Origin of the sequence: Thauera chlorobenzoica (assembly GCF_001922305.1) — a bacterium.
In the GTDB taxonomy this organism is placed as follows: Bacteria; Pseudomonadota; Gammaproteobacteria; order Burkholderiales; family Rhodocyclaceae; genus Thauera; species Thauera chlorobenzoica.
On record NZ_CP018839.1, the window covers coordinates 1804735 to 1825765 of the forward strand.

Consider the following 21031-nt stretch of genomic DNA (forward strand, 5'->3'; position numbering starts at 1 on the left):
CGCCGGAGCGCCGCTGTGGCCGATAGTCGACGGTTTTCCCGCATGGCTTACCGCAGTGTGGGAGCCCGCAACGAAACGGCACCAAACGGAGCGCCTGCCGATGGAATTCGATCTCTGGTGGCTCGCCTATCCCCTGCTCGGGGTGGTGGTGGGCTTTTTCGCCGGCCTGCTCGGCGTGGGCGGCGGCGGCATCATGGTGCCGATCCTGACCAGCCTGTTTCTCGCCCAGGAATTTCCCCGCGACCAGGTCGTGCATATGGCGCTCGGTACCTCGATGGCGGCGATCGTGCTGACCGCGGTCTCCAGCCTGCGCGCGCACCATGCGCACGCTGCGGTGCGCTGGGACGTGGTGCGCGCGATCACGCCCGGGATCCTGTTCGGCACCTTCGGCGCGACCTTCGTTGCGGCGCGCGTCGATACCGTGCCGCTGGCGATTTTCTTCGTCGTCTTCATGGGCTACGTCGCGGTGCAGATGCTGCTCGGGATCAAGCCCAGGCCGAGCCGCAACCTGCCCGGTGCGCTCGGCATGAGCGCTGCCGGCGTGGGAATCGGCGGGGTGTCGGCGCTGGTGGCGATCGGTGGCGGTTCGTTGTCGGTGCCGTTCCTGAGCTGGTGCAACGTCAAGGTCCATCACGCGATCGGCACTTCGGCCGCGATCGGGCTGCCGATCGCGTTCGCCGGCACCGTGGGTTACCTGGTCAATGGCTGGGGCGCACCCGGCACGCCTGCACTGACCCTGGGCTTCATCTACCTGCCGGCGCTGGTGCTGGTGTCGGCGGTGAGCATGTTCTTCGCCCCGCTCGGCGCGCGCCTGGCGCATCGCCTGCCGGTGGCGATGCTGCGGAAGGTGTTCGCCGGGGTGCTGGTGGCGCTGTGCGTGAAGATGCTGCACAGCCTGTTCGCCTGAGCCTGGTGTCCGCCCCGGGGGGCGTTCAGCGGGGCGGGGCGAGGGCGTCGCGGATCGTCTCGAGGTTGGTGCGCATCATCGCGGCGTAGGACGGCGCCGGGCCGTCGGCGGCGGACAGCGCGTCGGAGTACAGCGTGCCGCCGACACGGGCGCCGCTCTCGCTGCGGATGCGCTCGATCAGGCGCGCGTCGGCGACGTTTTCGATGAACACCGCGGGAATGTTCTCGGTCTTGAGCTGGCGGATCAGGCGGGCGACGCCCTGCGCGGTGGGCTCGGCGTTGTTCGAGACCCCGACCGGGGAGAGGAAGCGGATGCCGTAGGCGCGGCCGAAGTAGGCAAAGGCGTCGTGCGAGCTCACCACCTTGCGCCGCTCGGCGGGCAGGGTGCTGAAAGTGTGGCGGATCTCGGCGTCGAGCGCCTTCAGTTCGGCGCGGTAACGCTCCGCATTGGCACGGTAGAAGTCGGCCCCGTCCGGGTCGGTGGCGGCGAGCGCAGCGGCGATGTTGGCGACGTAGTGCTGGGCGTTGGCGACGTCCTGCCAGGCGTGGGGGTCGACCGCGTGGCTGCGCCCGGCGCCGTGGCGGTGAGGGGCCTGGTGGCCGTGTTCGTCGGCCATTTCGAGCGTGGCCACGCCATCGCTTGCCACCACCACGGTTCCGCGGTAGCCGCCCGAGCGTGCCAGGCGCACCGTCCAGTCATCGAAACCGAGGCCGTTGACCACCACCAGCGCCGAGGCGCCGATCTCGCGTGCGTCCGAGGGGCGGGGCTGGAAGGCATGGGCGTCCTCGTCGGCGCCGACCAGGGTGCGCAGGGTGACGCGCTCGCCGCCGACCTGGCGGACGAAGTCGCCGAGAATGCTGAAGCTGGCGGTGACCTGCAGCGGCTGCGCAGCGGCGGCGGCGGGCAGGATGAGGGCGGTTGCGGCGGTCAGGGCGGCGAGGCCGGGCACGTGGCGAAGCAGGCTGCGCAGGCGGCCGAAGCGGGGGGCGAGGGGTGCGGGCGTGGCGGTGGTCATGGCGCGGGCTCGGTTTGCGGGGGGTGCCGGCGGGGGCGCTGCCGCCCGCCGGCACCTCCCGGGGTCAGGATTCGAGGTGGTGGCGTACCGGCAGACGGCCGGCGAGGATGCCGCCGGGCGCGGCCAGCAGCGACACGAAATACACCACGCCGCACACCAGCACGATCGCCGGGCCGGCCGGTACATCGATATGAAAGGACAGCAGCAATCCGGTCGCGCCGCTGCCGAAGGCGAACGCGACCGCGAGCAGGATCAGCATCGGCAACCCGCGCGTCCACAGCCGGGCGGCGGCGGCGGGCAGGATCATGATGCCTACCGCCATCAGCGTGCCGAGGGCGTGAAAGCCGCTCACCAGGTTGATCACCACCAGCACCAGGAAGCCGTAGTGCGCCACCGGCGACCAGCGGCTGACCCCGCGCAGGAAGGCGGGGTCGAAGCACTCCAGCACCAGCGGGCGGAACAGTACGGCGAGGCAGACCACGGTGACGCTGGCGATGCCGGCGATCAATAACAGCGAGGCGTCGTCGAGCGCCAGCACCGAGCCGAACAGGACGTGGAGGAGGTCGAGGTTGCGCCCGCGCAGCGACACGATCATCACCCCGGCGGCAAGTGACAGCAGGTAGAAGGCGGCGAGGCTGGCGTCCTCCTTCAGGATCGAGGTCCGCGTCACCACCCCGGCGGCGAGCACCACGACCAGGCCGGCGACGATGCCGCCCACCGTCATCGCCCCCAGCGACAGGCCGAAGGCGAGGTAGCCGAGGGCGGCGCCGGGCAGGATCGCGTGGCTCATCGCGTCGCCCATCAGGCTCATCCGGCGCAGCAGCAGGAACACCCCGACCGGGGTGGCGCCCAGCGCCAGCGCCAGGCAGCCGGCCAGCGCGCGGCGCATGAAGGCGAATTCGGTGAAAGGGTCGAGGAGGAGTTCGGTCACGGTGGAAGCAGGGGGCGGAGGGCCGGGCGCGGCCGCGTTCAGTGGGGATGCCGATGGCCGCGGTGCGCGCCGGTGGGGGAGGGCGCAGCGGGATGCGGGAGGGCATCCGCGCCGGCATGCGCGTGGGGTGGTGCCCCGTCCCCGGCGCGCTCTTCGCCACCGGTTGCTGCGCCCAGCGCAGGCGCGAGCTCGATGTGGCATTGTGCGGCGTCTTCGTCGAAGGCTTCCGACAGGCGGCGCGCCCGCGCCAGCAGGGCGGGGGTCAGGACCTGGGCGGTGGGGCCGAAGGCCACCGGCTCGCGCGACAGCAGCAGCGCGGTGGGGAAATGGCGGCGCACCTGTTCGAGGTCGTGCACCACGGTGAGGATGGTGCGGCCTTCGGCGTGCCAGCCCAGGATCAGCCCGACCAGGTCTTCGACGGTGCGGCTGTCGATCGCGGCGAACGGCTCGTCGAGCAGGATCAGCGGGGCGTCCTGCAGGATCAGCCGGGCAAAGCGTGCGCGCTGCAGCTGGCCGCCGGACAGCGAGCCGATCGGCCGCGTCTCGAAGCCCGACAGCCCGACTGTGGCGAGGGCGTCGCGCACGCGCTGGCGCTGGCTGCGGGAGAGTGCACCGAAGGCGCCGATCTCGTGCCACAGGCCCATGGCGACGACGTCGAACACCGACACCGGAAAGCTCGGGTCGATGTCGCCGCGTTGCGGCATGTAGGCCAGCCCGCCGGACGGCAGCTCGGGCAGCAGGACGCGTCCGCCGATCGGGCGCAGCTCGCCGGCCAGGCCCTTGAGCAGCGTGGACTTGCCCGCGCCATTGGGGCCGACCACGGCGACCAGCGCGCCGGCGGGAATCTCGCCGCTGAGGTGATGCACCGCGGGGTGGCGGTCGTAGCCCAGGGTGAGGTTGTCGAAGCGGATCATCGGTGGGGGGGCGGGCTGCATCTCAGTATGCGCCGAGCCGTCTCAAGCGTACTGAAGCCCCCTCGGGGGGCAGCGAACATAGTGAGCGTGGGGGGTGTCATCTCAGCGTAGCGCCCACAGCAGGGTCAGCCACAGCGCGGCCAGGGCCGCTGCGGCCAGGGCGAGGCGGGCGGCGAGGCCGGCGCCGAGGAGGGTGAGCGCGGGCAGGGGGCGCGAACCGGGAGCGGCGCGGGGGGCGCGTGCGCTCATCGGTCCGCCGCCTTCAGGCCCTGTCCGGCGCCTTGCCGGCCACAGTCGGCGCAGGCGCCGTGCAGCACCAGCTCCGCGCGCTCGAGTTCGAAGCCGGCCGGCAGGTCCGGGCCAGGTTCGGCCGGAACGTTTTCCAGGCACAGGATCTGGCCGCAGCGCTCGCAATGGAAATGGGCGTGGCGGTGGTCGCCGTGGCGGGCGATCTCGAAGCGCCAGGCGCGTTCACCGCCGGCGATGCGGCGAGCGATGCCCTGCTCGACCAGCCAGTCGAGGGCGCGGTAAAGGGTGACGCGATCGTGGGCGATGCCGAGCGCCGCCAGCGCGGCGCCGATTTCGTCGTGTGACAAGGGGTGGGCGCTGGCCTGCAGGGTCTCGATCAGCGCCACCCGGGTGCGGGTGACACGGCCGCCGTGGGCTGCGATGAGGCCGCGGACGGACTGCGGTGGTGCGCTGGGCGGAGCGTGTCGCTGCTTGGGCATGGGGGCGGGTTTGTGAGTGCGGTTCGGGTGCGCGCTGGAGTGAATCGGCTTGGCTTGCGGCGGCATTTGATGCAACATTGTAGCATTAGAACGCGCCTCCGCAGGAACGCCCGATGCCCCCTCCTTTTGCCGTCCTTGCCCTCTTTGCGGCATTGTTGCCGTCGGGCGCTGCCGCCCAGCACGACGGCCACGGCCCCCATCCCGAGCACACGCCGCAGCGCGCTGCCGCCGGGGCCGGAGTCATGGCCGGAGGCGTGCATGAGCACGGGCTGGCGGTGCTGCGGGTGGTCCTCGACGGGGGCGCGCTCGAGATCGAACTGGCGACGCCGCTCGACACCCTGGTCGGCTTCGAGCATGCGCCGCGCACCGCTGCCCAGCGTGCCGCGCTGCAGGTGGCCGAACGCGGGCTGCGCGATGGCGCAGCGCTGTTCGGGTTGCCGGAAGCGGCTGGCTGTGCGCTGATGGCGGTAAGCCTGGCTTCGCCCTGGCTGCAAAGCGAAGACCGGGCCGATGCGGGCGGCGCAGCGCACGTGCAGGCCGGGGACGGCGATCATGGTGAGCTTGTCGCCGGCTACCGTTTCCAATGCGCCCGCCCGCAGGCGCTCGATGCCCTGCAGCTGCGGCTGTTCGAGCTTTTCCCGCGGCTCCGGGCGGTGCGCGCCGAGTGGGCCTCGGCGCGCGGGCAGGGGGCGGCGAAGCTGACGCGCGGCCAGGCGCGGCTGGCGCTGTGAGCAGCGTGCCCGCGTGCGCCGGGGCGGCCGCCGCCGCTGCGCTGATGGACGGGGGCAAACGGTGATGCCGGATCCGGCGGGCGAACCCGATGCCGCCGCGGTCGCGCTGCGCGGGTTGCGCTACCGCTGGCCCGGCGCACACCACGACTGCCTGGCGATCGACACCTTCATGCTGGCGCCGGCGGAGCGGGTGTTCCTGCGCGGGCCCAGCGGCAGCGGCAAAAGCACCCTGCTGTCCTTGATCGGTGGCGTGGTCGCGCCGCAGGCGGGCGAGCTGCGCGTGGCCGGCACGGCGCTGGCGTCGCTCGGGGCGGCGGCGCGCGACCGCTTCCGGGCCGACCATATCGGTTTCATCTTCCAGCTCTTCAACCTCCTTCCGTACCTGTCGGCGCGCGACAACATCCTGCTCGCCTGCCGCTTCTCCGCGCAGCGGCGCGCGCGCCTGCGGGCGGCAGGGACAACGCCGGCCGCCGAGCTGGTGCGCCTGGCACAGCACCTGGATCTGGCGCCCGCGGTGCTGGCGCGGCCTGCCGCCGCCCTCTCGGTCGGCCAGCAGCAGCGGGTGGCGGCGGCGCGCGCGCTGCTCGGCCGCCCCGGCCTGATCGTCGCCGACGAGCCGACTTCCGCCCTCGATGCCGATCGCCAGCAGGCCTTCCTCGATCTGCTGCTGGGCGAATGTGCGGCGGCGGGAGCGGCGCTGCTCTTCGTCAGCCATGACGCCCGCCTCGCCTGCCACTTCGACCGGGTGGTCGATCTGGCCGCGTTGAACCGGGCGGACACGGAGGCAGAAGCATGATCGCGTACGCCCTGCCCCCGGCGCGTGCGGTGGAGGCCGCACGATGACGCCGATCTGGCATCTGAGCCTGGCGAGCATCGCCAACCGCCGCCTCGCGGCGATGCTCACCGTGCTTGCGGTGGCCTTGTCCGTGGCCCTGCTGCTCGGCGTGGAGCGGGTGCGCAACGATGCGCGCGCCGGGTTCGCCCAGACCCTGTCCGGTACCGATCTGGTGGTGGGCGCACGCGCGGGGGCGGTGCAGCTGCTGCTGTATTCGGTGTTCCATATCGGCGACGCGACCAACAACGTCTCGTGGGCGAGCATCGAGGAGGTCGCCGCGCTGCCGCAGGTCGCATGGCTGGTGCCGATCGCGCTCGGCGATTCGCACCGCGGCCACCGCGTGGTCGGCACGACCGGGGCTTTCTTCGAGCATTACCGCTACGGCGAGCGGCGTGCGCTGCGCTTCGCCGCCGGGCGCGCTTTTGCCGGCATGCCCGAGGGGCTGTTCGAAGTGGTCCTCGGCGCCGAGGTCGCGGCCCGCTTCGGCTACCGTGTCGGCGAGCGGATCGTGCTCAGCCACGGCGGCGCGGGTGGGCCTCCATTCGCCGAGCATGGCGACAAGCCGTTCACCGTAGTCGGGGTGCTGGCGCGCAGCGGCACCCCGGTCGACCGTGCGCTGCTGGTGGGGTTGGAAGGCCTTGAGGCGATCCATATCGACTGGCAGGGCGGGGCGCCGGTCCCGGGGGTGAAGATCGGCCCCGAGCATGTGCGCAAGTTCGATCTGGCGCCGAAGTCGGTCACTGCGGCGCTGCTCGGTCTGGAGAGCCGTACCGCGGTGTTCCGTGTCCAGCGCTGGATCAACGCTTACGCCGGGGAGCCGCTCAGCGCGATCCTGCCCGGGGTGACCCTGCAGGAGCTGTGGAGCCTGGTGGGGATGGCGGAGAAGGCCCTGCTCGCTGTTTCGGCGCTGGTGGTGATGGTGGGGCTGGCCGGCCTGGTGGCGGTGGTGGTCGCCAGCCTCGGCGAGCGCCGGCGCGAGCTCGCGATCCTGCGCGCGCTCGGGGCCGGGCCGGGGCAGGTTTTCGCCCTGCTGGCGGTGGAGAGCCTGCTGCTGGCGCTCGCCGGCTGCGCCCTCGGCCTGGGGCTGCTGTATGGTGCGGGGGCGCTCGCCGCGCCCTGGCTGGGTGCGCGCCACGGCCTGCAGCTGTCGCTCGGCCTGCCCGCGGCCGGGGAGTGGGGCCTGCTCGCCGCGGTGCTCGGCGCGAGCCTGCTGGCGAGCCTGGTGCCGGCGCTGCGGGCGTATCGCTATTCGCTCGCCGACGGCATGACGATACGAATCTGAGAGAACGAGGGATGATGATCGAACCACAATTGCTGCGCGCCGCCTTCTGCGCCATCGCCGCCGTGCTGCTGAGCGCCGCGCCGCTGCCGGTCGCGGCGCAGACCGCTGGCGGCGACTACCGCGTTGGCGACCGTCTGGCGTCCCCGGCCCAGTCCGGCAAGGCCGCCGCCTACCGCGAGATCAGCTGGGACGACCTGATCCCGGCAGACTGGAACCCGGAGCGCTTCCTCGCCGAGCTCGATCTCGACGCCCTCGAGGACAACGACCCGCGCGCTGCCGAAGCGATGCAGCGCATGCGCGAGGAATGGGACCGGGCGCCGGTGGTCGAGCGCCTGGGCGGGGCGCGGGTCCGCATCCCGGGTTTCGTCGTGGCCCTCGAGGGCGACGGCAAGTCGATTCGCGAGTTCCTCCTCGTGCCCTATTTCGGCGCCTGCGTGCACGTGCCGCCGCCGCCGGCGAACCAGCTCATCCACGTGGTCCCCGCCAAACCGCTGCCGGCCGCCTGGAACATGATGCCGGTGTGGGTCAATGGGGTGATGACGGTCGGGCAGGTGGATTCCGAGATGGGCCGTGCCGGTTACCAGCTGCGCGCCGTCGCCGTCGAGGAGTACAAGGACCCGCTGCCGCGCTGAACCGCCCGCCGGCGTGCACGGGGGACTGCACGGCCGTTCGGAAGCGCGGATATTCAGAAGCGCAGGTAGGCGGAAATAGTGCCCTGAAGGTAGGCATAGCCGGGCTGCTTCTGGTCCCGGACCAGCGCCGCCTGCCACCGCCAGCCGCCGGGCGCGGGGGGCGAGTCGAAGCCGAGCTGGAGCTGCGACGAGGGGCGCTCGACGCCGTCGACCCGCTGCCGCCCGAACAGCGCCCGGGCGGCGAAGGTGCCGCCATCGAAGCGCTGGCGCAGGCCCGCGCCGGCCATCACGCGCAGGTAGCGCTCGGGGGAGAAATAGTTGCCGGTATAGGGCCGGGTGTTGGTGTAGCGCTCGGCTGCGACCAGGGCGTGGACGCCGCAGTCGGCGCACAGGTTGTGCCACAGCCGGACGCGGGCGGCGGGGCGGTCGTTGCGGTCGGAGTAGGCGGTGCGCGACAGCACCAGCGTCGCCCCGCGCGCGGCGGCGGACCAGTCGGCGATGGCGTGCAGGGTGCGTGCGTTCAGTCCGCGCTCGATGCCTTCGCGCGAGTCGACCAGGCTGCGCTCGGCGCCGAGCGACCACGTCCATTGCCCGCGGCGGTAGTCGAGGCCGAGTTCGCCGGTCAGGTGATGGCGCGCGCCCAGGGTTTCCACGCCGAGGTCGCTGCGGCTCGACCAGGCCTCGCCGCTGAATTCGTGCTGCAGCGCGAACCGTGACGAATGGCGACGGGCCTGGCGGAACGCCGTGTGCGCGGCCGATGCGCCGATCTCCAGCCCGTCGGCGGTGGCCTGGCGGACGAACAGCGTCTGCCGCTGGATGTCGTTGGCGTCGGAGTCGGTGCTGAACAGAAGGCTGCCGCCGATTCCTTGCGCATGGGTGGAGCAGGTCCAGGCGGTGAGCGCGAGGAGCAGGACCGGCTTCATTTGGTGCCCCAGTTCTTGGAACGGAGCACGACTTCCTTGAGGTAGCCGATGACGCAGGCGGGCTGCAGCACGAGGCTGTAGAACAGGGCGTAGAGGACGAAGCCGGCGACGTTCTTGCGCACCTTGAGCCCTTGCTCCTGGAACATCCGCACCTGGACGCGGAACATCACGTAATTCACCAGCATCGCCAGCGGCAGCACGATCAGGGTCATCGGCCCGGCGATGTAGTAGTGGCCGAACAGCGCGAGTACGATCCCGGGCAGGAAAACGAAGGTGTAGACGAGATCGAGATAGGGGAAGGTGGCGTTCCACCACACGAACAGACTCGACAGGCGCGGCTTGAAGAGCAGCCGCCAATGGCTCTTGAAGGCCTCGATCAGGCCGCGCGACCAGCGCTGGCGCTGGCGGATGAACTGCCGCCAGGTGGCGGGGGCGTTGGTGAACAGGCAGGCGTTTTCGCAGTATCCGACCCGGTAGCCGGCTTCGAGCAGGGCCCAGGTGAGGACGATGTCCTCGCCCACCACCGGCCGCCAGCCGCCGACCTGGCGCAAGGCGTCGCTGCGGTAGATCGAAAACGCGCCCTGGGCGACCAGCGTGCCCTGGTACAAGGACTGGATGCGCTTCACCGCGGCGATGCCATGGAAATAGTCCCATTCCTGGATCTTGGTGACGAGGTTGGCGCGCGAGTTGCGGACCATCACCGCGCCGGCGACCGCGGCGGTGTGCGCGGGGTCGCCGAGGAGGCGCAGGACGAGGTTTTCGAGCGCATGCCGGAACAGGTAGGAGTCGCCATCCACGGTGATCACGTAGGGGGTGTCCACCGTCCGCAGGCCGGCGTTGAGGGCGGCGGATTTGCCCGCATTGCGCGCCAGGTGGATCACGCGGAGCCAGGGGTAGCGGGGGCGCAGGCGCTCCAGGATGGCGGCGGTGCCATCGGTGGAGCCGTCGTTGATGACGACGACGCCGAGTTCGCCGGGATAGGCCTGCAGCGCGATGCTCTCGAGGGTGTCCTCGATCGAGTCCTGCTCGTTGTAGGCAGCGACGAGGATCGTCAGGGCGGGGAGCGTGGCGGGACGGTGCTTGAATGCCGGGCGGTGGTCGAGAAGCAGGCTGGAGACCATGAACGCGTTCATGAATCCGGGCAGGAGGGCGATGCCGAAGATGACGAGGTGGGCAGCGCCGGAGCCGATATGCAGGGCGAGTGCGGCGATCCACGGCGTGGCGATGCCATAGGACAGGATGCCCCAGGCCAGAGCGGCGGCCAGCGCGAGCGAGAACTTGGCGCGAACCGGGAGGTAGCGCCTTCTGCGCGGTGCCGCGGAGGCGGCCGCAAGCGGTGCCGGCACGGCTGCCGCGTCGGGCGCGGGAGCCGGCCTGGGGGATGAGAGATCGTCGGCCTTGAGGCGCATCTGGAGTCCGCTCGGAGGGTGTCGCGACATGCGATCCGGTGTGCGAAGGGTATCGGCCCGGGCGCAAGCCGGCTGTGAACGGCGTCACGCCGCAGCGCAGAAGGCGGGGGCCCGTATCACCCGCCGGCGGGCATGGCGAAATGTTTCATTTCGTTGCATGATGAAGTCGCGTGCGATGGTCGCCCGGTGAGCGCGTGTTCCGCAGGAGGCAGCGGGCGGTCGTGTCGGTCTCGACATCGGAGTGCATCAGTGGACAGAGTGGATGCCTTGATTCCTGAGGTGGAGAGGGGGGCCTTTGCTGCGGCCGAAGCTTCCGCGGCGAAAGTGGGCGAAGACGACAGCCTGCTCGAATGTCTGATCCTGGTGGCGCGCGCGCATGGCGCAAGCCTGACCCGGGACGCGGCCCTCGCCGGCTTGCCGCTCGCCGGCGGCGGGCTCACGCCCGCGCTGCTTTCGCGCGCCGCGCGTCGCGCCGGTCTTTCCAGCCGGATCGTGCAGCGTCCTCTGGAGCGCCTCAACGACGCCTTGCTGCCGGCCATCCTGCTGCTCGACGGCAATGAGGCCTGCATCCTCGTCGGCTGGGAGGAGGGCCGGAGCGTCGCCCGGGTGGTGTTCCCGGAGCTGGGCGAGGCCGCCGTCGACATGCCGGCGGCAGAGCTTGCGCGGCGCTATCTCGGGCGGGCGATCTACCTGCGGCCCCGCTTCCGCTTCGATGCGCGCACGCCGCAGGTGCGCGCCTCCCGCCACGGGCACTGGTTCTGGAGCGTGATTGCGGAGAACCGCTCGCTCTACCGGGATGTCCTGCTGGCGGCGTTCGCGATCAACGTGTTTGCCGTCGCGATGCCCCTGTTCGTCATGAATGTGTATGACCGCGTGGTGCCGAACCGCGCCATCGAGACGCTGTGGGTGCTCGCCGCGGGGGTGTTCGTCGTGCTCGTCGCCGAGTTCGTCCTGCGCACGATGCGGGGGTATTTCGTCGACCTCGCCGGCAACCGGGCCGACGTCAAGCTGTCGGCGCTGATCATGGAGCGGGTGCTGGGGATGCGGATGGAGACGCGCCCGTCCTCGGTCGGCTCCTTCGCCGCCAATCTGCGTGCTTTCGAGTCGGTGCGCGACTTCATCAGCTCGGCGACGGTGATCGCCTTCATCGATCTGCCTTTTGCGCTGCTCTTCCTCGCCGTGGTGGGCTGGATCGCCTGGCCCTTGCTGCTGCCGTTCGCGGTCGGCATCGTCCTCCTGCTGCTCTACGCGGTGGCGGTGCAGGGCAAGATGCGCGAGCTGTCGGAAACCATCTACCGTGCCGGGGCGCAGCGCAACGCGACCCTGGTCGAGGGGCTGGTGGGAATCGAGGCGATCAAGACCCTGGGGGCGGAAGGTGTCATCCAGCGGCGCTGGGAACAGACCGCGGCGCTGCTGGCGGGGGTCGGCTCGAAGCTGCGCCTGCTGTCGGCGTCGACCACCAACGCCTCGCTGTGGGTGCAGCACAGCGTGAGCGTGGCGGTGATCGTGATGGGGATCTACCTGATCGGCGACGGCGAACTCTCGATGGGCGGGCTGATCGCCTGCTACCTGCTGTCGTCACGGGCGATGGCGCCGATCAGCCAGGTCGCCAGCCTGCTGGTGCATTACCACAACGCGTCGACGTCGCTGAACGCGCTCGAAGGGCTGATGGCGCAGGAGGTCGAGCGCCCGGACGAGGCCGCCTTCATCAGCCGCAAGACGCTGCGCGGCGGGATCGAGTTCCGCGACGTTGGCTTCAGCTACCCGGGGCAGTCGGCGAGTGCGCTGCGCAGCGTGTCGCTGCGCATCCAGCCGGGCGAGCACGTCGCCATCCTCGGTCGGGTCGGCTCGGGCAAGACGACGCTCGAGAAGCTCATCCTCGGGCTGTACCGGCCCACTTCCGGTGCGGTGCTGATCGACGGCATCGACCTGAGGCAGCTCGATCCGGCGGAACTGCGGCGCAATATCGGCTATGTCGCCCAGGACCCGATGCTGTTCTACGGCAGTCTGCGCGACAACCTCGTCCTCGGGGCGGCGCCGGTCGAGGATGAGGACGTCCTCAAGGCCGCGCGCATCGCCGGCATCCTCGACCTGGTCAATGCCCATCCGCAGGGCTTCGACCTGCAGGTCGGCGAGCGCGGCAGCCTGCTCTCGGGCGGCCAGCGCCAGGCGGTGGCGCTGGCGCGTGCGCTGATCAACGATCCGCCGCTGCTGTTGTTCGACGAGCCGACTTCGTCGATGGACCGCTCCACCGAGGAGGACGTCAAGCGCCGCCTGCGCAGCTTCGCCAAGGGCAAGACCATGATCGTGATCACCCACCGGACTTCCCTGCTCGAACTGGTCGACCGGATCATCGTCATCGATGCCGGGCGGATCGTCGCCGACGGGCCCAAGGCCCATGTCGTCGAGGCGCTTCGCCAGGGCCGGGTCGGGCGAGGCGCATGATGGAAAAATCTTCCCAGCAGCAGATCTTCGAAGGCATCGGCGAAGTGTCCGGGCGTCTCGGCCAGGTCGGCAAGCCGGTGTCCGAGCGGCTTTTCGCGCGCCTGCGGCCGTCCTCCGGGAGCGAGGATGTCGATTGGGCGGCCGATGCCGACTGGGCCCGCCTGCAGGAAGAACCGGTGCGTGCGCGCAGCCTGCTGGTGCTCGTCGTGGTCGTGTTCGGTGTGCTGCTGGTGTGGGCAGGCGTCGCCGAAGTCGACGAAGTCACCCGTGGAGTGGGCAAGGTCATCCCGTCGCAGCAACTGCAGGTGGTGCAGTCGGTCGATGGTGGCGTGGTCGAGGAAATCCTGGTCCGGGAAGGGCAGGTGGTCGGGGCGGGGGAGCTGCTGCTGCGGGTCGATCCCACCCGTTTCGTGTCCTCCCTGCGTGAAAACCGCGCCCAGTATCTGACCCTGCAGGCGAGGGCCTCGCGGCTGAGCGCGCTGACCCAGGACAGCGGGTTTGTCGCGCCGGACGACGTTGGTGTCGAAGCGCCGGAAATCGTCGCTCACGAGCGCAGCCTGTACCTGTCCAGCCAGGCCGAGGTCGCCTCGCAGGTCGCGATCGCCCAGGAGCAGTTGTCGCAGCGCCGTCAGGAGCTGAACGAGGCGGTCTCCCGCCGCGACCAGGCCGCGCGGGCGCTCGGCCTGGTCCAGCAGGAGCTGAGCGTGACCCGGCCGCTGCTCAGCTCCGGCGCGGTTTCCGAGGTCGACCTGATCCGCCTGGAGCGCGAAGTGAGCCGTTTCCGCGGCGAGCGGGACCAGGCCGCGGCGCATATCGCCCGCGTCCAGGCGGCGATCGCGGAAGCGCTGCAGAAGATCCAGGAGGTCGAACTCAATGCCCGCAACCAGTGGCGCTCCCAGCTTTCGGAGACCCTGGGCAAGCTCGCCAGCCTGACCGAGGGCAGCCGCGCGCTCCAGGACCGGGTCAAGCACGCCGAACTGCGGGCGCCGGTGCGCGGCACGGTCTCCCGCCTGCTGGTCAATACGGTCGGTGCGGTGGTGCAGCCGGGCAAGGAAGTGGTCGAGATCGTCCCGCTCGACGACGCCCTGATCCTCGAGGCGAGGGTCGCGCCCAAGGACATCGCCTTCCTGCGCCCGGGACAGCCGGCGGTGGTCAAATTCACCGCCTACGATTTCGCTATCTACGGCGGGCTCGATGCCGTGCTGGAGCTGATCAGCGCCGACACCGTGACCGACGAGAAGGGCAACGCGTTCTATGTCGTCCGGGTGCGGACGGTGGTGCCCAACCTGGGTGACGGCCTGCCCGTGATCCCGGGCATGGTCGCCGAGGTGGACATCCTCACCGGCAAGAAGACCATCCTTTCCTACCTGCTGAAGCCCGTCCTGCGGGCGAAAGCCAACGCAATGAGCGAACGATGATGAAAGATTTCTTTCTGGCGCCGCCCTCGATGCCGACGCAGCGGTGGCGAGAGGCCTTTCCCGAGGCGCGGTTCTGCAGCGAGCGCAGTGCCCTCTCCGGGCCGGCAAGCGGCGACGTGATCTGGCTGGCGGCGGAGCTGCCGGACTGGCGCGGGGAACTCGCCCAGTTGCGACGGGCGTTTCCGCGCTGCGCGCTGGCCCTGCTCTCGCTGCAGCCAGACCCGCGCGAGGGCCTCACCGCGCTCGGCCTGGGGGCCCGCGGCTATTGCCATGCGCTGGCGGCGCCGTCCCTGCTGCGGGAAGTGGGCGAAGTCCTTCGTCATGGCGGGCTGTGGGTCGGCGCCGAGTTGCTGGAGCGCCTCGTGCGCTCGCTCCGGCCACGTCTGGGGCAGGAGGCGGAACCCGATCGCGGGGGGCCGGAGGCGCGCTTGTCCGGGCGCGAGGCGGAGGTCGCCCGCCTGGTCGCCGCGGGCTGGAGCAACAAGGAAGTCGCCCGTGAGCTCGACATCACCGAGCGCACGGTCAAGGCCCATCTTTCCGCGGTGTTCGACAAGCTCGCCGTGCGCGACCGGCTGCAGCTCGTGCTGCGCTACGGCAAGACGCGTCGGACTGCCGCCGAGGTGTAGACGCCGGCGATGGTCGGCTGTGCGCCGGGGCTGTCCACCGGTCCAATAGGCGGCGATGGCCTGCGCCAGTAGTGTGGAAACACGGATAACCAGCACGATCGTTGTCGGGAGTGAGGTTTCGCGCGCTCCGGGCCGGTCTCGTTCAAGGGAGTTTCATCATGGCTCAGGTCATCGCAACTGTCGTATCGGTCATCGGCGAAGCGTTCGTACGCGACGCGCAGGGCAACACCCGCTCGATCAAACCGGGGGATGCGCTGCTTGAAGGCGAAACCGTCATCACCTCCGCCGGCGGGCAGGTGGAACTGGCGATGGCCGATGGTTCCTCGCTGGTGGTTGTCGAGAGCCAGGTCGTCGGCCTGGGGCTCGAGATGCTCGACGAGGGCGCCCCCGGCGCGCAGGAAAGCGCCGTCTCCGCCAGCACCGTCGACGAGATCCTGCAAGCGCTCGAGGCCGGTGAAAGCATCGACGCGCTCCTCGAAGCTCCCGCAGCCGGCCTGGCCGGCGGCGCCGATGCAGAGGGCAGCAGCTTCGTGCGCCTGCTGCGGATTGCCGAGGACACCACCGGGGTCGATTACGACTACAGCTTTGAACCGCAGAGCGGGCTGGTGCCGGAACCGGGCGATGCGGTGGAGACGGTCACCGGAATCGTTTCGCTGAATTACATCCTGCTCGACGACAATGGCCAGCCCCTGCTCGGACCGGATGGCAACTTCATCTTCGTCGATGGCAGCGACGTCGTCGAAGGCACGCCGATCGGCGTGCTGGCCACGGTCGATGTCGCGCCGACGGGCTCGAGCCTGGTGCTGAACATGAGCAACGGCTTGGTCATCACCATTCCGGTCGGCCAGACGACGGGGGTCGCGGTACTCGAAACTCGGCCCGACGATCTGTTCATCCAGGGTACGGACACTCTTCCGATCTCCGTCGTCGGGGCGTCGGGCGGCGGCTATGACCAGCTCGATGCGGCCCAGTCGTCTTCGGCGAACATTGTCGATGACAACGATCCGGTGTTCGCCGTCATCAGCGTCAATCTATCTTCCGTGGGCGAAGGAGAGGTTCTGACCTATACGGTCCGCCTGGTCGACCAGGCCGGCAATCCGGTGACGGTCCCCGAAGGCGGCAATGTGGATGTGCAGCTCACTTGGAGCGGGCCGGCAGCCAATCCGACCGATGCCGCGCCGTTGCCTACGACGGTGACCATCCTGGGGGGGGCGAGCCAGACCGTCTTCCAGGTCAATGCCGTCAATGACTCGGTCAATGAGCCGATCGAGCCCTTGATTGCGGTCATTTCTGAAGTTGTGGATACGCAGTCGATTTTCGAGAACCTCGGTGCAAGCGAATTGCCCGCCGAATCGGAAATCATCGACAACGACGTTCCCGACATCGACGTGGCGGGGATCGAGACCGCGGACGTGGTGGTGACCGAAGGGCAGACGGCGGTGTTCTCGGTGACGGTGACCAACGCCGGGGCGGGCAGCACGGTGAGCCTGGCGCTGGCCGACGGCACGGCGATCGATGCCGACTACCACGAAGCGTTCTTCCAATACAGCACGGATGGCGGCGCCACCTGGCAGGCGGTGAGCGGGCCGATCGCGGTGGGTGCGGGCGACAGCGCGCTGCTGGTGCGCACCGACACGGTCGATGACCTGCTCGACGAGAACAACGAGACCTTCACCCTGACGGGGACGCTCTCGAGCCTGGGCGACACCTACAGCGACACGGCCACGGCGACGATCATCGACAACGACGTTCCCGACATCGACGTGGCAGGGATCGAGACCGCGGACGTGGTGGTGACCGAAGGGCAGACGGCGGTGTTCTCGGTGACGGTGACCAACGCCGGGGCGGGCAGCACGGTGAGCCTGGCGCTGGCCGACGGCACGGCGGTCGATGCCGACTACCACGAAGCGTTCTTCGAATACAGCACGGACGGGGGCACGACGTGGCAGGCGGTGAGCGGGCCGATCGCGGTGGGTGCGGGCGACAGCGCGCTGCTGGTGCGCACCGACACGGTCGATGACCTGCTCGACGAGAACAACGAGACCTTCACCCTGACGGGGACGCTCTCGAGCCTGGGCGACACCTACAGCGACACGGCCACGGCGACGATCATCGACAACGACGTTCCCGACATCGACGTGGCAGGGATCGAGACCGCGGACGTGGTGGTGACCGAAGGGCAGACGGCGGTGTTCTCGGTGACGGTGACCAACGCCGGGGCGGGCAGCACGGTGAGCCTGGCGCTGGCCGACGGCACGGCGGTCGATGCCGACTACCACGAAGCGTTCTTCGAATACAGCACGGACGGGGGCACGACGTGGCAGGCGGTGAGCGGGCCGATCGCGGTGGGTGCGGGCGACAGCGCGCTGCTGGTGCGCACCGACACGGTCGATGACCTGCTCGACGAGAACAACGAGACCTTCACCCTGACGGGGACGCTCTCGAGCCTGGGCGACACCTACAGCGACACGGCCACGGCGACGATCATCGACAACGACGTTCCCGACATCGACGTGGCAGGGATCGAGACCGCGGACGTGGTGGTGACCGAAGGGCAGACGGCGGTGTTCTCGGTGACGGTGACCAACGCCGGGGCAGGCAGCACGGTGAGCCTGGCGCTGGCCGACGGCACGGCGATCGACGCCGACTACCACGAAGCGTTCTTCGAATACAGCACGGACGGGGGCACGACGTGGCAGGCGGTGAGCGGGCCGATCGCGGTGGGCGCGGGCGACAGCGCGCTGCTGGTGCGCACCGACACGGTCGATGACCTGCTCGACGAGAACAACGAGACCTTTACCCTGACGGGGACGCTCTCGAGCCTGGGCGACACCTACAGCGACACGGCGACGGCGACGATCATCGACAACGACGTTCCCGACATCGACGTGGCAGGGATCGAGACCGCGGACGTGGTGGTGACCGAAGGGCAGACGGCGGTGTTCTCGGTGACGGTGACCAACGCCGGGGCAGGCAGCACGGTGAGCCTGGCGCTGGCCGACGGCACGGCGATCGACGCCGACTACCACGAAGCGTTCTTCGAATACAGCACGGACGGGGGCACGACGTGGCAGGCGGTGAGCGGGCCGATCGCGGTGGGCGCGGGCGACAGCGCGCTGCTGGTGCGCACCGACACGGTCGATGACCTGCTCGACGAGAACAACGAGACCTTTACCCTGACGGGGACGCTCTCGAGCCTGGGCGACACCTACAGCGACACGGCGACGGCGACGATCATCGACAACGACGTTCCCGACATCGACGTGGCGGGGATCGAGACCGCGGACGTGGTGGTGACCGAAGGGCAGACGGCGGTGTTCTCGGTGACGGTGACCAACGCCGGGGCGGGCAGCACGGTGAGCCTGGCGCTGGCCGACGGCACGGCGATCGACGCCGACTACCACGAAGCGTTCTTCGAATACAGCACGGACGGGGGCACGACGTGGCAGGCGGTGAGCGGGCCGATCGCGGTGGGCGCGGGCGACAGCGCGCTGCTGGTGCGCACCGACACGGTCGATGACCTGCTCGACGAGAACAACGAGACCTTTACCCTGACGGGGACGCTCTCGAGCCTGGGCGACACCTACAGCGACACGGCGACGGCGACGATCATCGACAACGACGTTCCCGACATCGACGTGGCGGGGATCGAGACCGCGGACGTGGTGGTGACCGAAGGGCAGACGGCGGTGTTCTCGGTGACGGTGACCAACGCCGGGGCGGGCAGCACGGTGAGCCTGGCGCTGGCCGACGGCACGGCGATCGACGCCGACTACCACGAAGCGTTCTTCGAATACAGCACGGACGGGGGCACGACGTGGCAGGCGGTGAGCGGGCCGATCGCGGTGGGTGCGGGCGACAGCGCGCTGCTGGTGCGCACCGACACGGTCGATGACCTGCTCGACGAGAACAACGAGACCTTCACCCTGACGGGGACGCTCTCGAGCCTGGGCGACACCTACAGCGACACGGCCACGGCGACGATCATCGACAACGACGTGGTCCCGACGATCAATCCAAGCGCACTTGCAGTGTCCGAAGAGGGTTTGCCCGGCGGCTTGGCGGACTTGGTAGGGATGGACGATACGACCAACCTCGCCGTCCGGAGCGGATCGATCGATTATTCGAGCAACGGCGCAGCTGCCTTGACGGTGGCGTTGCTGACCGACGGGTTGCCCGGCTCGCTCGGGAGCACCGCCATCGTCTGGAGTCATGAAGGCGGCAATGAGGCCATCGTCGTAGGCCGGAGCGGTGGCGGGGAGGATCTCATCCGGATCGTCCTGAATGGCGGAACCCAAGTCGTCGATACCAACAGTCCCTCCATCGCATATAGCGTCGAGCTGCTGAAACCGCTCGAGCACTTGGGGGTGAATGTCGAGGACGATTTGAGCTTCGATATCGACGTCAGGTTGTCCGATGGCGCCAATTCCGCACAGACGGCGGCGCTGACGATCACGGTCGAGGATGACAGCCCGCTCGAGGCCGGAACCGATGCCGTGGTTCTCAATATTCCGCCGGTGAGCTTTGATGGGCAACTGGCTTTCATCGGCGCGGATACAGGCGGTGCTTCGGGGACGCAATGGACTACATCCCTGAGTACGCTCAACGGTTTGGGCCTGACATCGGGTGGGCGGGCCGTCGTCTTCAGTCATGAAGACGGGCAGACCCTGCTTGTTGCCGAGACGACGGAAGGAGAGCCGGTTTTCACCGTCAGGGCGAATGCGGATGGCACCTATTCGTTCAACAGCCTGGCGCCGCTCGATTTGAGCTCCCTCAATCTGGACGACGCCACGGTCAGCTCGGGAGGCGGGCCGAAATCGACCTATTACTGGTATGACGACGGATCGCTGACGAATGTGCTCGATGCGAGCAAGGATCTGGTGGTTTCGATCACCGGCTACAAGAACGGTGCATTGGCCGACGTGAATCCGAGCGGTGCCGGGATTGGAATTCAGAACAACGAGTTCGACGATGGCGAACGGCTTGTCTTCGACTTCGATGCGGCCGGGAGTGACGGCGAAGCCAATCTGGCGTATGCGGTACGCTTCGAGCTGTTCCAGTATGGGGCGGGAGACAGTTTCCAGGTGACGGGGACTTATCAGGATGGCTCCGCCCATGTCGGTGGATATTCGATCGAGAGCGTTGGCGGCGATACGTATCTCGTGATCACCGCCGAGTCGGGAAAATATTTCGATACCCTGGAAGTGGCCATGTCGGATGGCAAGGTGAAGATTCAGGGGCTCGAAACCTACGTGCTGGAGGATGCGCCTCCCCAGCTGGTGGAGTTGACTTTCACCGCAGAGGACGCCGATGGCGATCAGGTCGATGGCGATATCGTCCTGACGTTCCAGAATCAGCCGGATACTGAAGGCGGGATCGTCGGTAACGCCATGTTCGGAGGTGCCGAACCCGATGCCGAGGCGGACAGTGAGGTCTTTGTGTGGAGCCTTGGTGATCAGGGAACGGCGGATTCGCCCGCGATCGACAGAGTCGATTTCGATGTGGAAGACGGCGATGTCCTCGACCTGCGGGATCTCCTGCCCGATGATGCGGGGGATTCGCTCTCGTCCTACCTGAGCTTCGGTTCCATGGAAGGCAAGCTGGCCTTGCTGGTCGACCATGATGGGGGTGGAGCCTTCGAAACCACGCAGGCGATCGTGTTCGAGAACTACGCCAGTACGGCCGAACTGGCTAGTGCCCTCGAACTGGATGCCGGATGGACGGAGGCGGATATTCTCAACCGGATGATTGCCGACGGGCAGTTGAAGAGCTGATCTCGATGCCGGGACGCAGCATCCGGCCTAGCAGGAGGAAGCCGGTGCCGGCTTCCTCCTGCCGTTGTGTGGCGTGTTTCCGCCCCGTGTGGACCGTTTCCGCTGCGCCCTTTGGAACAATCGTATGGTCTATGTAAAACGCGATGCGGAAGGCCGGCTGATCGCGGTCAGTCTTGAAGATGATGGCTCGGGCTGGGAGTTGGGTGCTGGCAATCGCGCAGAGCGCGAGCTGCTCGAAAAGCTCCTGCGCGACTCCAGGAGCGAGCTCTCGGAGTCCGACCTGTCGCTGTCGCGTGTCCTGGAGGATCTGGTCGAATTGCTCGTGGACAAAGGCGTGATCCGGTTCACGGACCTCCCCGAAGCGGCGCGGGCGAAACTGGAGGAGCGAAAAGGGGCGCGCGTATCGATGAGGATCGGACGGTCGCTCCTTGATGAGGACAATGACATGATCTGAGGCCGGC

At 69.0% G+C, this 21031-nt stretch carries 16 protein-coding genes and 1 pseudogene; 10 read left to right on the top strand and 7 right to left on the bottom strand.

The genetic code is table 11. The features are described from left to right. Positions 1-100: 100 nt before the first annotated feature. Positions 101-907 (top strand): sulfite exporter TauE/SafE family protein, encoded by an 807-nt coding sequence (locus tag Tchl_RS08360; protein WP_075148005.1) that lies wholly within the window; start codon positions 101-103, stop codon positions 905-907. A gap of 25 nt (positions 908-932) precedes the next feature. Here the strand turns inward: Tchl_RS08360 and Tchl_RS08365 are convergent, their stop codons facing one another. The 5 genes and pseudogenes from Tchl_RS08365 to Tchl_RS08380 form a co-directional block, all read right to left on the bottom strand. After that, entirely contained in the window at positions 933-1922 is a 990-nt protein-coding gene (locus Tchl_RS08365) for a metal ABC transporter solute-binding protein, Zn/Mn family (RefSeq protein ID WP_083945190.1), read from the bottom strand. A gap of 64 nt (positions 1923-1986) precedes the next feature. After that, a complete protein-coding gene (locus Tchl_RS08370) occupies positions 1987-2853 on the bottom strand; it encodes a metal ABC transporter permease (RefSeq protein ID WP_075148006.1) in 867 nt (288 codons plus the stop codon). Positions 2854-2891: 38 nt separating this feature from the next. Beyond that, a pseudogene (locus Tchl_RS08375) lies at positions 2892-3674 on the bottom strand (metal ABC transporter ATP-binding protein); the annotation flags it as partial. A 195-nt stretch (positions 3675-3869) separates the two neighbouring features. Then, positions 3870-4016: a hypothetical protein gene (locus tag Tchl_RS17955; protein WP_198159002.1), complete on the bottom strand. Its 147-nt coding sequence runs from the start codon at positions 4014-4016 to the stop codon at positions 3870-3872. Further along, positions 4013-4495 (bottom strand): Fur family transcriptional regulator, encoded by a 483-nt coding sequence (locus tag Tchl_RS08380; RefSeq protein ID WP_075148007.1) that lies wholly within the window; start codon positions 4493-4495, stop codon positions 4013-4015. The genes Tchl_RS17955 and Tchl_RS08380 overlap by 4 nt, the downstream gene beginning before the upstream one ends. Positions 4496-4608: 113 nt before the next feature. Between Tchl_RS08380 and Tchl_RS08385 the strand changes: the two genes are divergently transcribed. From Tchl_RS08385 to Tchl_RS08400, 4 genes are all read left to right on the top strand, one after another. Next, entirely contained in the window at positions 4609-5226 is a 618-nt protein-coding gene (locus Tchl_RS08385) for a DUF2796 domain-containing protein (RefSeq protein ID WP_083945192.1), read from the top strand. Positions 5227-5290: 64 nt separating this feature from the next. After that, positions 5291-6022 carry an ATP-binding cassette domain-containing protein gene (locus tag Tchl_RS08390; RefSeq protein ID WP_075148008.1) on the top strand — a complete coding sequence of 244 codons (732 nt, stop codon included), beginning with the start codon at positions 5291-5293 and terminating at the stop codon, positions 6020-6022. A gap of 43 nt (positions 6023-6065) precedes the next feature. Continuing rightward, positions 6066-7343 carry an ABC transporter permease gene (locus Tchl_RS08395; RefSeq protein WP_075148009.1) on the top strand — a complete coding sequence of 426 codons (1278 nt, stop codon included), beginning with the start codon at positions 6066-6068 and terminating at the stop codon, positions 7341-7343. An 11-nt stretch (positions 7344-7354) separates the two neighbouring features. After that, the gene (locus tag Tchl_RS08400) at positions 7355-7975 is read left to right on the top strand and encodes a DUF3299 domain-containing protein (protein ID WP_232311704.1); all 621 of its coding nucleotides are present in this window, start codon (positions 7355-7357) and stop codon (positions 7973-7975) included. 53 nt (positions 7976-8028) lie between these two features. Here Tchl_RS08400 and Tchl_RS08405 read toward each other — a convergent pair whose 3' ends face one another. Both Tchl_RS08405 and Tchl_RS08410 read right to left on the bottom strand, forming a co-directional pair. After that, positions 8029-8898, bottom strand: a complete 870-nt coding sequence (locus Tchl_RS08405; RefSeq protein ID WP_075148010.1) for a hypothetical protein — start codon at positions 8896-8898, stop codon at positions 8029-8031. Next, positions 8895-10337 (bottom strand): glycosyltransferase, encoded by a 1443-nt coding sequence (locus tag Tchl_RS08410; protein ID WP_198159003.1) that lies wholly within the window; start codon positions 10335-10337, stop codon positions 8895-8897. The genes Tchl_RS08405 and Tchl_RS08410 overlap by 4 nt, the downstream gene beginning before the upstream one ends. Positions 10338-10631: 294 nt before the next feature. Between Tchl_RS08410 and Tchl_RS08415 the strand changes: the two genes are divergently transcribed. The 5 genes from Tchl_RS08415 to Tchl_RS08435 all read left to right on the top strand — a co-directional run bounded on the left by Tchl_RS08415 (position 10632) and on the right by Tchl_RS08435 (position 21024). Further along, entirely contained in the window at positions 10632-12752 is a 2121-nt protein-coding gene (locus Tchl_RS08415; RefSeq protein WP_408646132.1) for a type I secretion system permease/ATPase, read from the top strand. Further along, positions 12749-14170, top strand: coding sequence for an HlyD family type I secretion periplasmic adaptor subunit (locus Tchl_RS08420; protein ID WP_408646127.1), 1422 nt, complete (start codon positions 12749-12751; stop codon positions 14168-14170). The genes Tchl_RS08415 and Tchl_RS08420 overlap by 4 nt, the downstream gene beginning before the upstream one ends. Further along, on the top strand, positions 14167-14796 hold the full coding sequence (locus tag Tchl_RS08425; protein WP_083945195.1) for a helix-turn-helix transcriptional regulator: 630 nt from the start codon (positions 14167-14169) through the stop codon (positions 14794-14796). Before Tchl_RS08420 ends, Tchl_RS08425 begins: the two co-directional genes overlap by 4 nt. Before the next feature lie 158 nt (positions 14797-14954). Next, entirely contained in the window at positions 14955-20570 is a 5616-nt protein-coding gene (locus tag Tchl_RS08430; RefSeq protein WP_075148013.1) for a retention module-containing protein, read from the top strand. 124 nt (positions 20571-20694) lie between these two features. Further along, entirely contained in the window at positions 20695-21024 is a 330-nt protein-coding gene (locus Tchl_RS08435; RefSeq protein WP_075148014.1) for a hypothetical protein, read from the top strand. Positions 21025-21031 lie beyond the last annotated feature (7 nt).

Coding starts and splice junctions, on each gene's coding strand:
- Tchl_RS08425 (WP_083945195.1), top strand. CDS start 14,167: ATGATGAAAGATTTCTTTCTGGCGCCGCCCTCGATGCCGACGCAGCGG.
- Tchl_RS08360 (WP_075148005.1), top strand. CDS start 101: ATGGAATTCGATCTCTGGTGGCTCGCCTATCCCCTGCTCGGGGTGGTG.
- Tchl_RS08430 (WP_075148013.1), top strand. CDS start 14,955: ATGGCTCAGGTCATCGCAACTGTCGTATCGGTCATCGGCGAAGCGTTC.
- Tchl_RS08435 (WP_075148014.1), top strand. CDS start 20,695: ATGGTCTATGTAAAACGCGATGCGGAAGGCCGGCTGATCGCGGTCAGT.
- Tchl_RS08390 (WP_075148008.1), top strand. CDS start 5,291: ATGCCGGATCCGGCGGGCGAACCCGATGCCGCCGCGGTCGCGCTGCGC.
- Tchl_RS08420 (WP_408646127.1), top strand. CDS start 12,749: ATGATGGAAAAATCTTCCCAGCAGCAGATCTTCGAAGGCATCGGCGAA.
- Tchl_RS08405 (WP_075148010.1), bottom strand. CDS start 8,898: ATGAAGCCGGTCCTGCTCCTCGCGCTCACCGCCTGGACCTGCTCCACC.
- Tchl_RS17955 (WP_198159002.1), bottom strand. CDS start 4,016: ATGAGCGCACGCGCCCCCCGCGCCGCTCCCGGTTCGCGCCCCCTGCCC.
- Tchl_RS08385 (WP_083945192.1), top strand. CDS start 4,609: ATGCCCCCTCCTTTTGCCGTCCTTGCCCTCTTTGCGGCATTGTTGCCG.
- Tchl_RS08365 (WP_083945190.1), bottom strand. CDS start 1,922: ATGACCACCGCCACGCCCGCACCCCTCGCCCCCCGCTTCGGCCGCCTG.
- Tchl_RS08380 (WP_075148007.1), bottom strand. CDS start 4,495: ATGCCCAAGCAGCGACACGCTCCGCCCAGCGCACCACCGCAGTCCGTC.
- Tchl_RS08395 (WP_075148009.1), top strand. CDS start 6,066: ATGACGCCGATCTGGCATCTGAGCCTGGCGAGCATCGCCAACCGCCGC.
- Tchl_RS08410 (WP_198159003.1), bottom strand. CDS start 10,337: ATGTCGCGACACCCTCCGAGCGGACTCCAGATGCGCCTCAAGGCCGAC.
- Tchl_RS08400 (WP_232311704.1), top strand. CDS start 7,355: ATGATGATCGAACCACAATTGCTGCGCGCCGCCTTCTGCGCCATCGCC.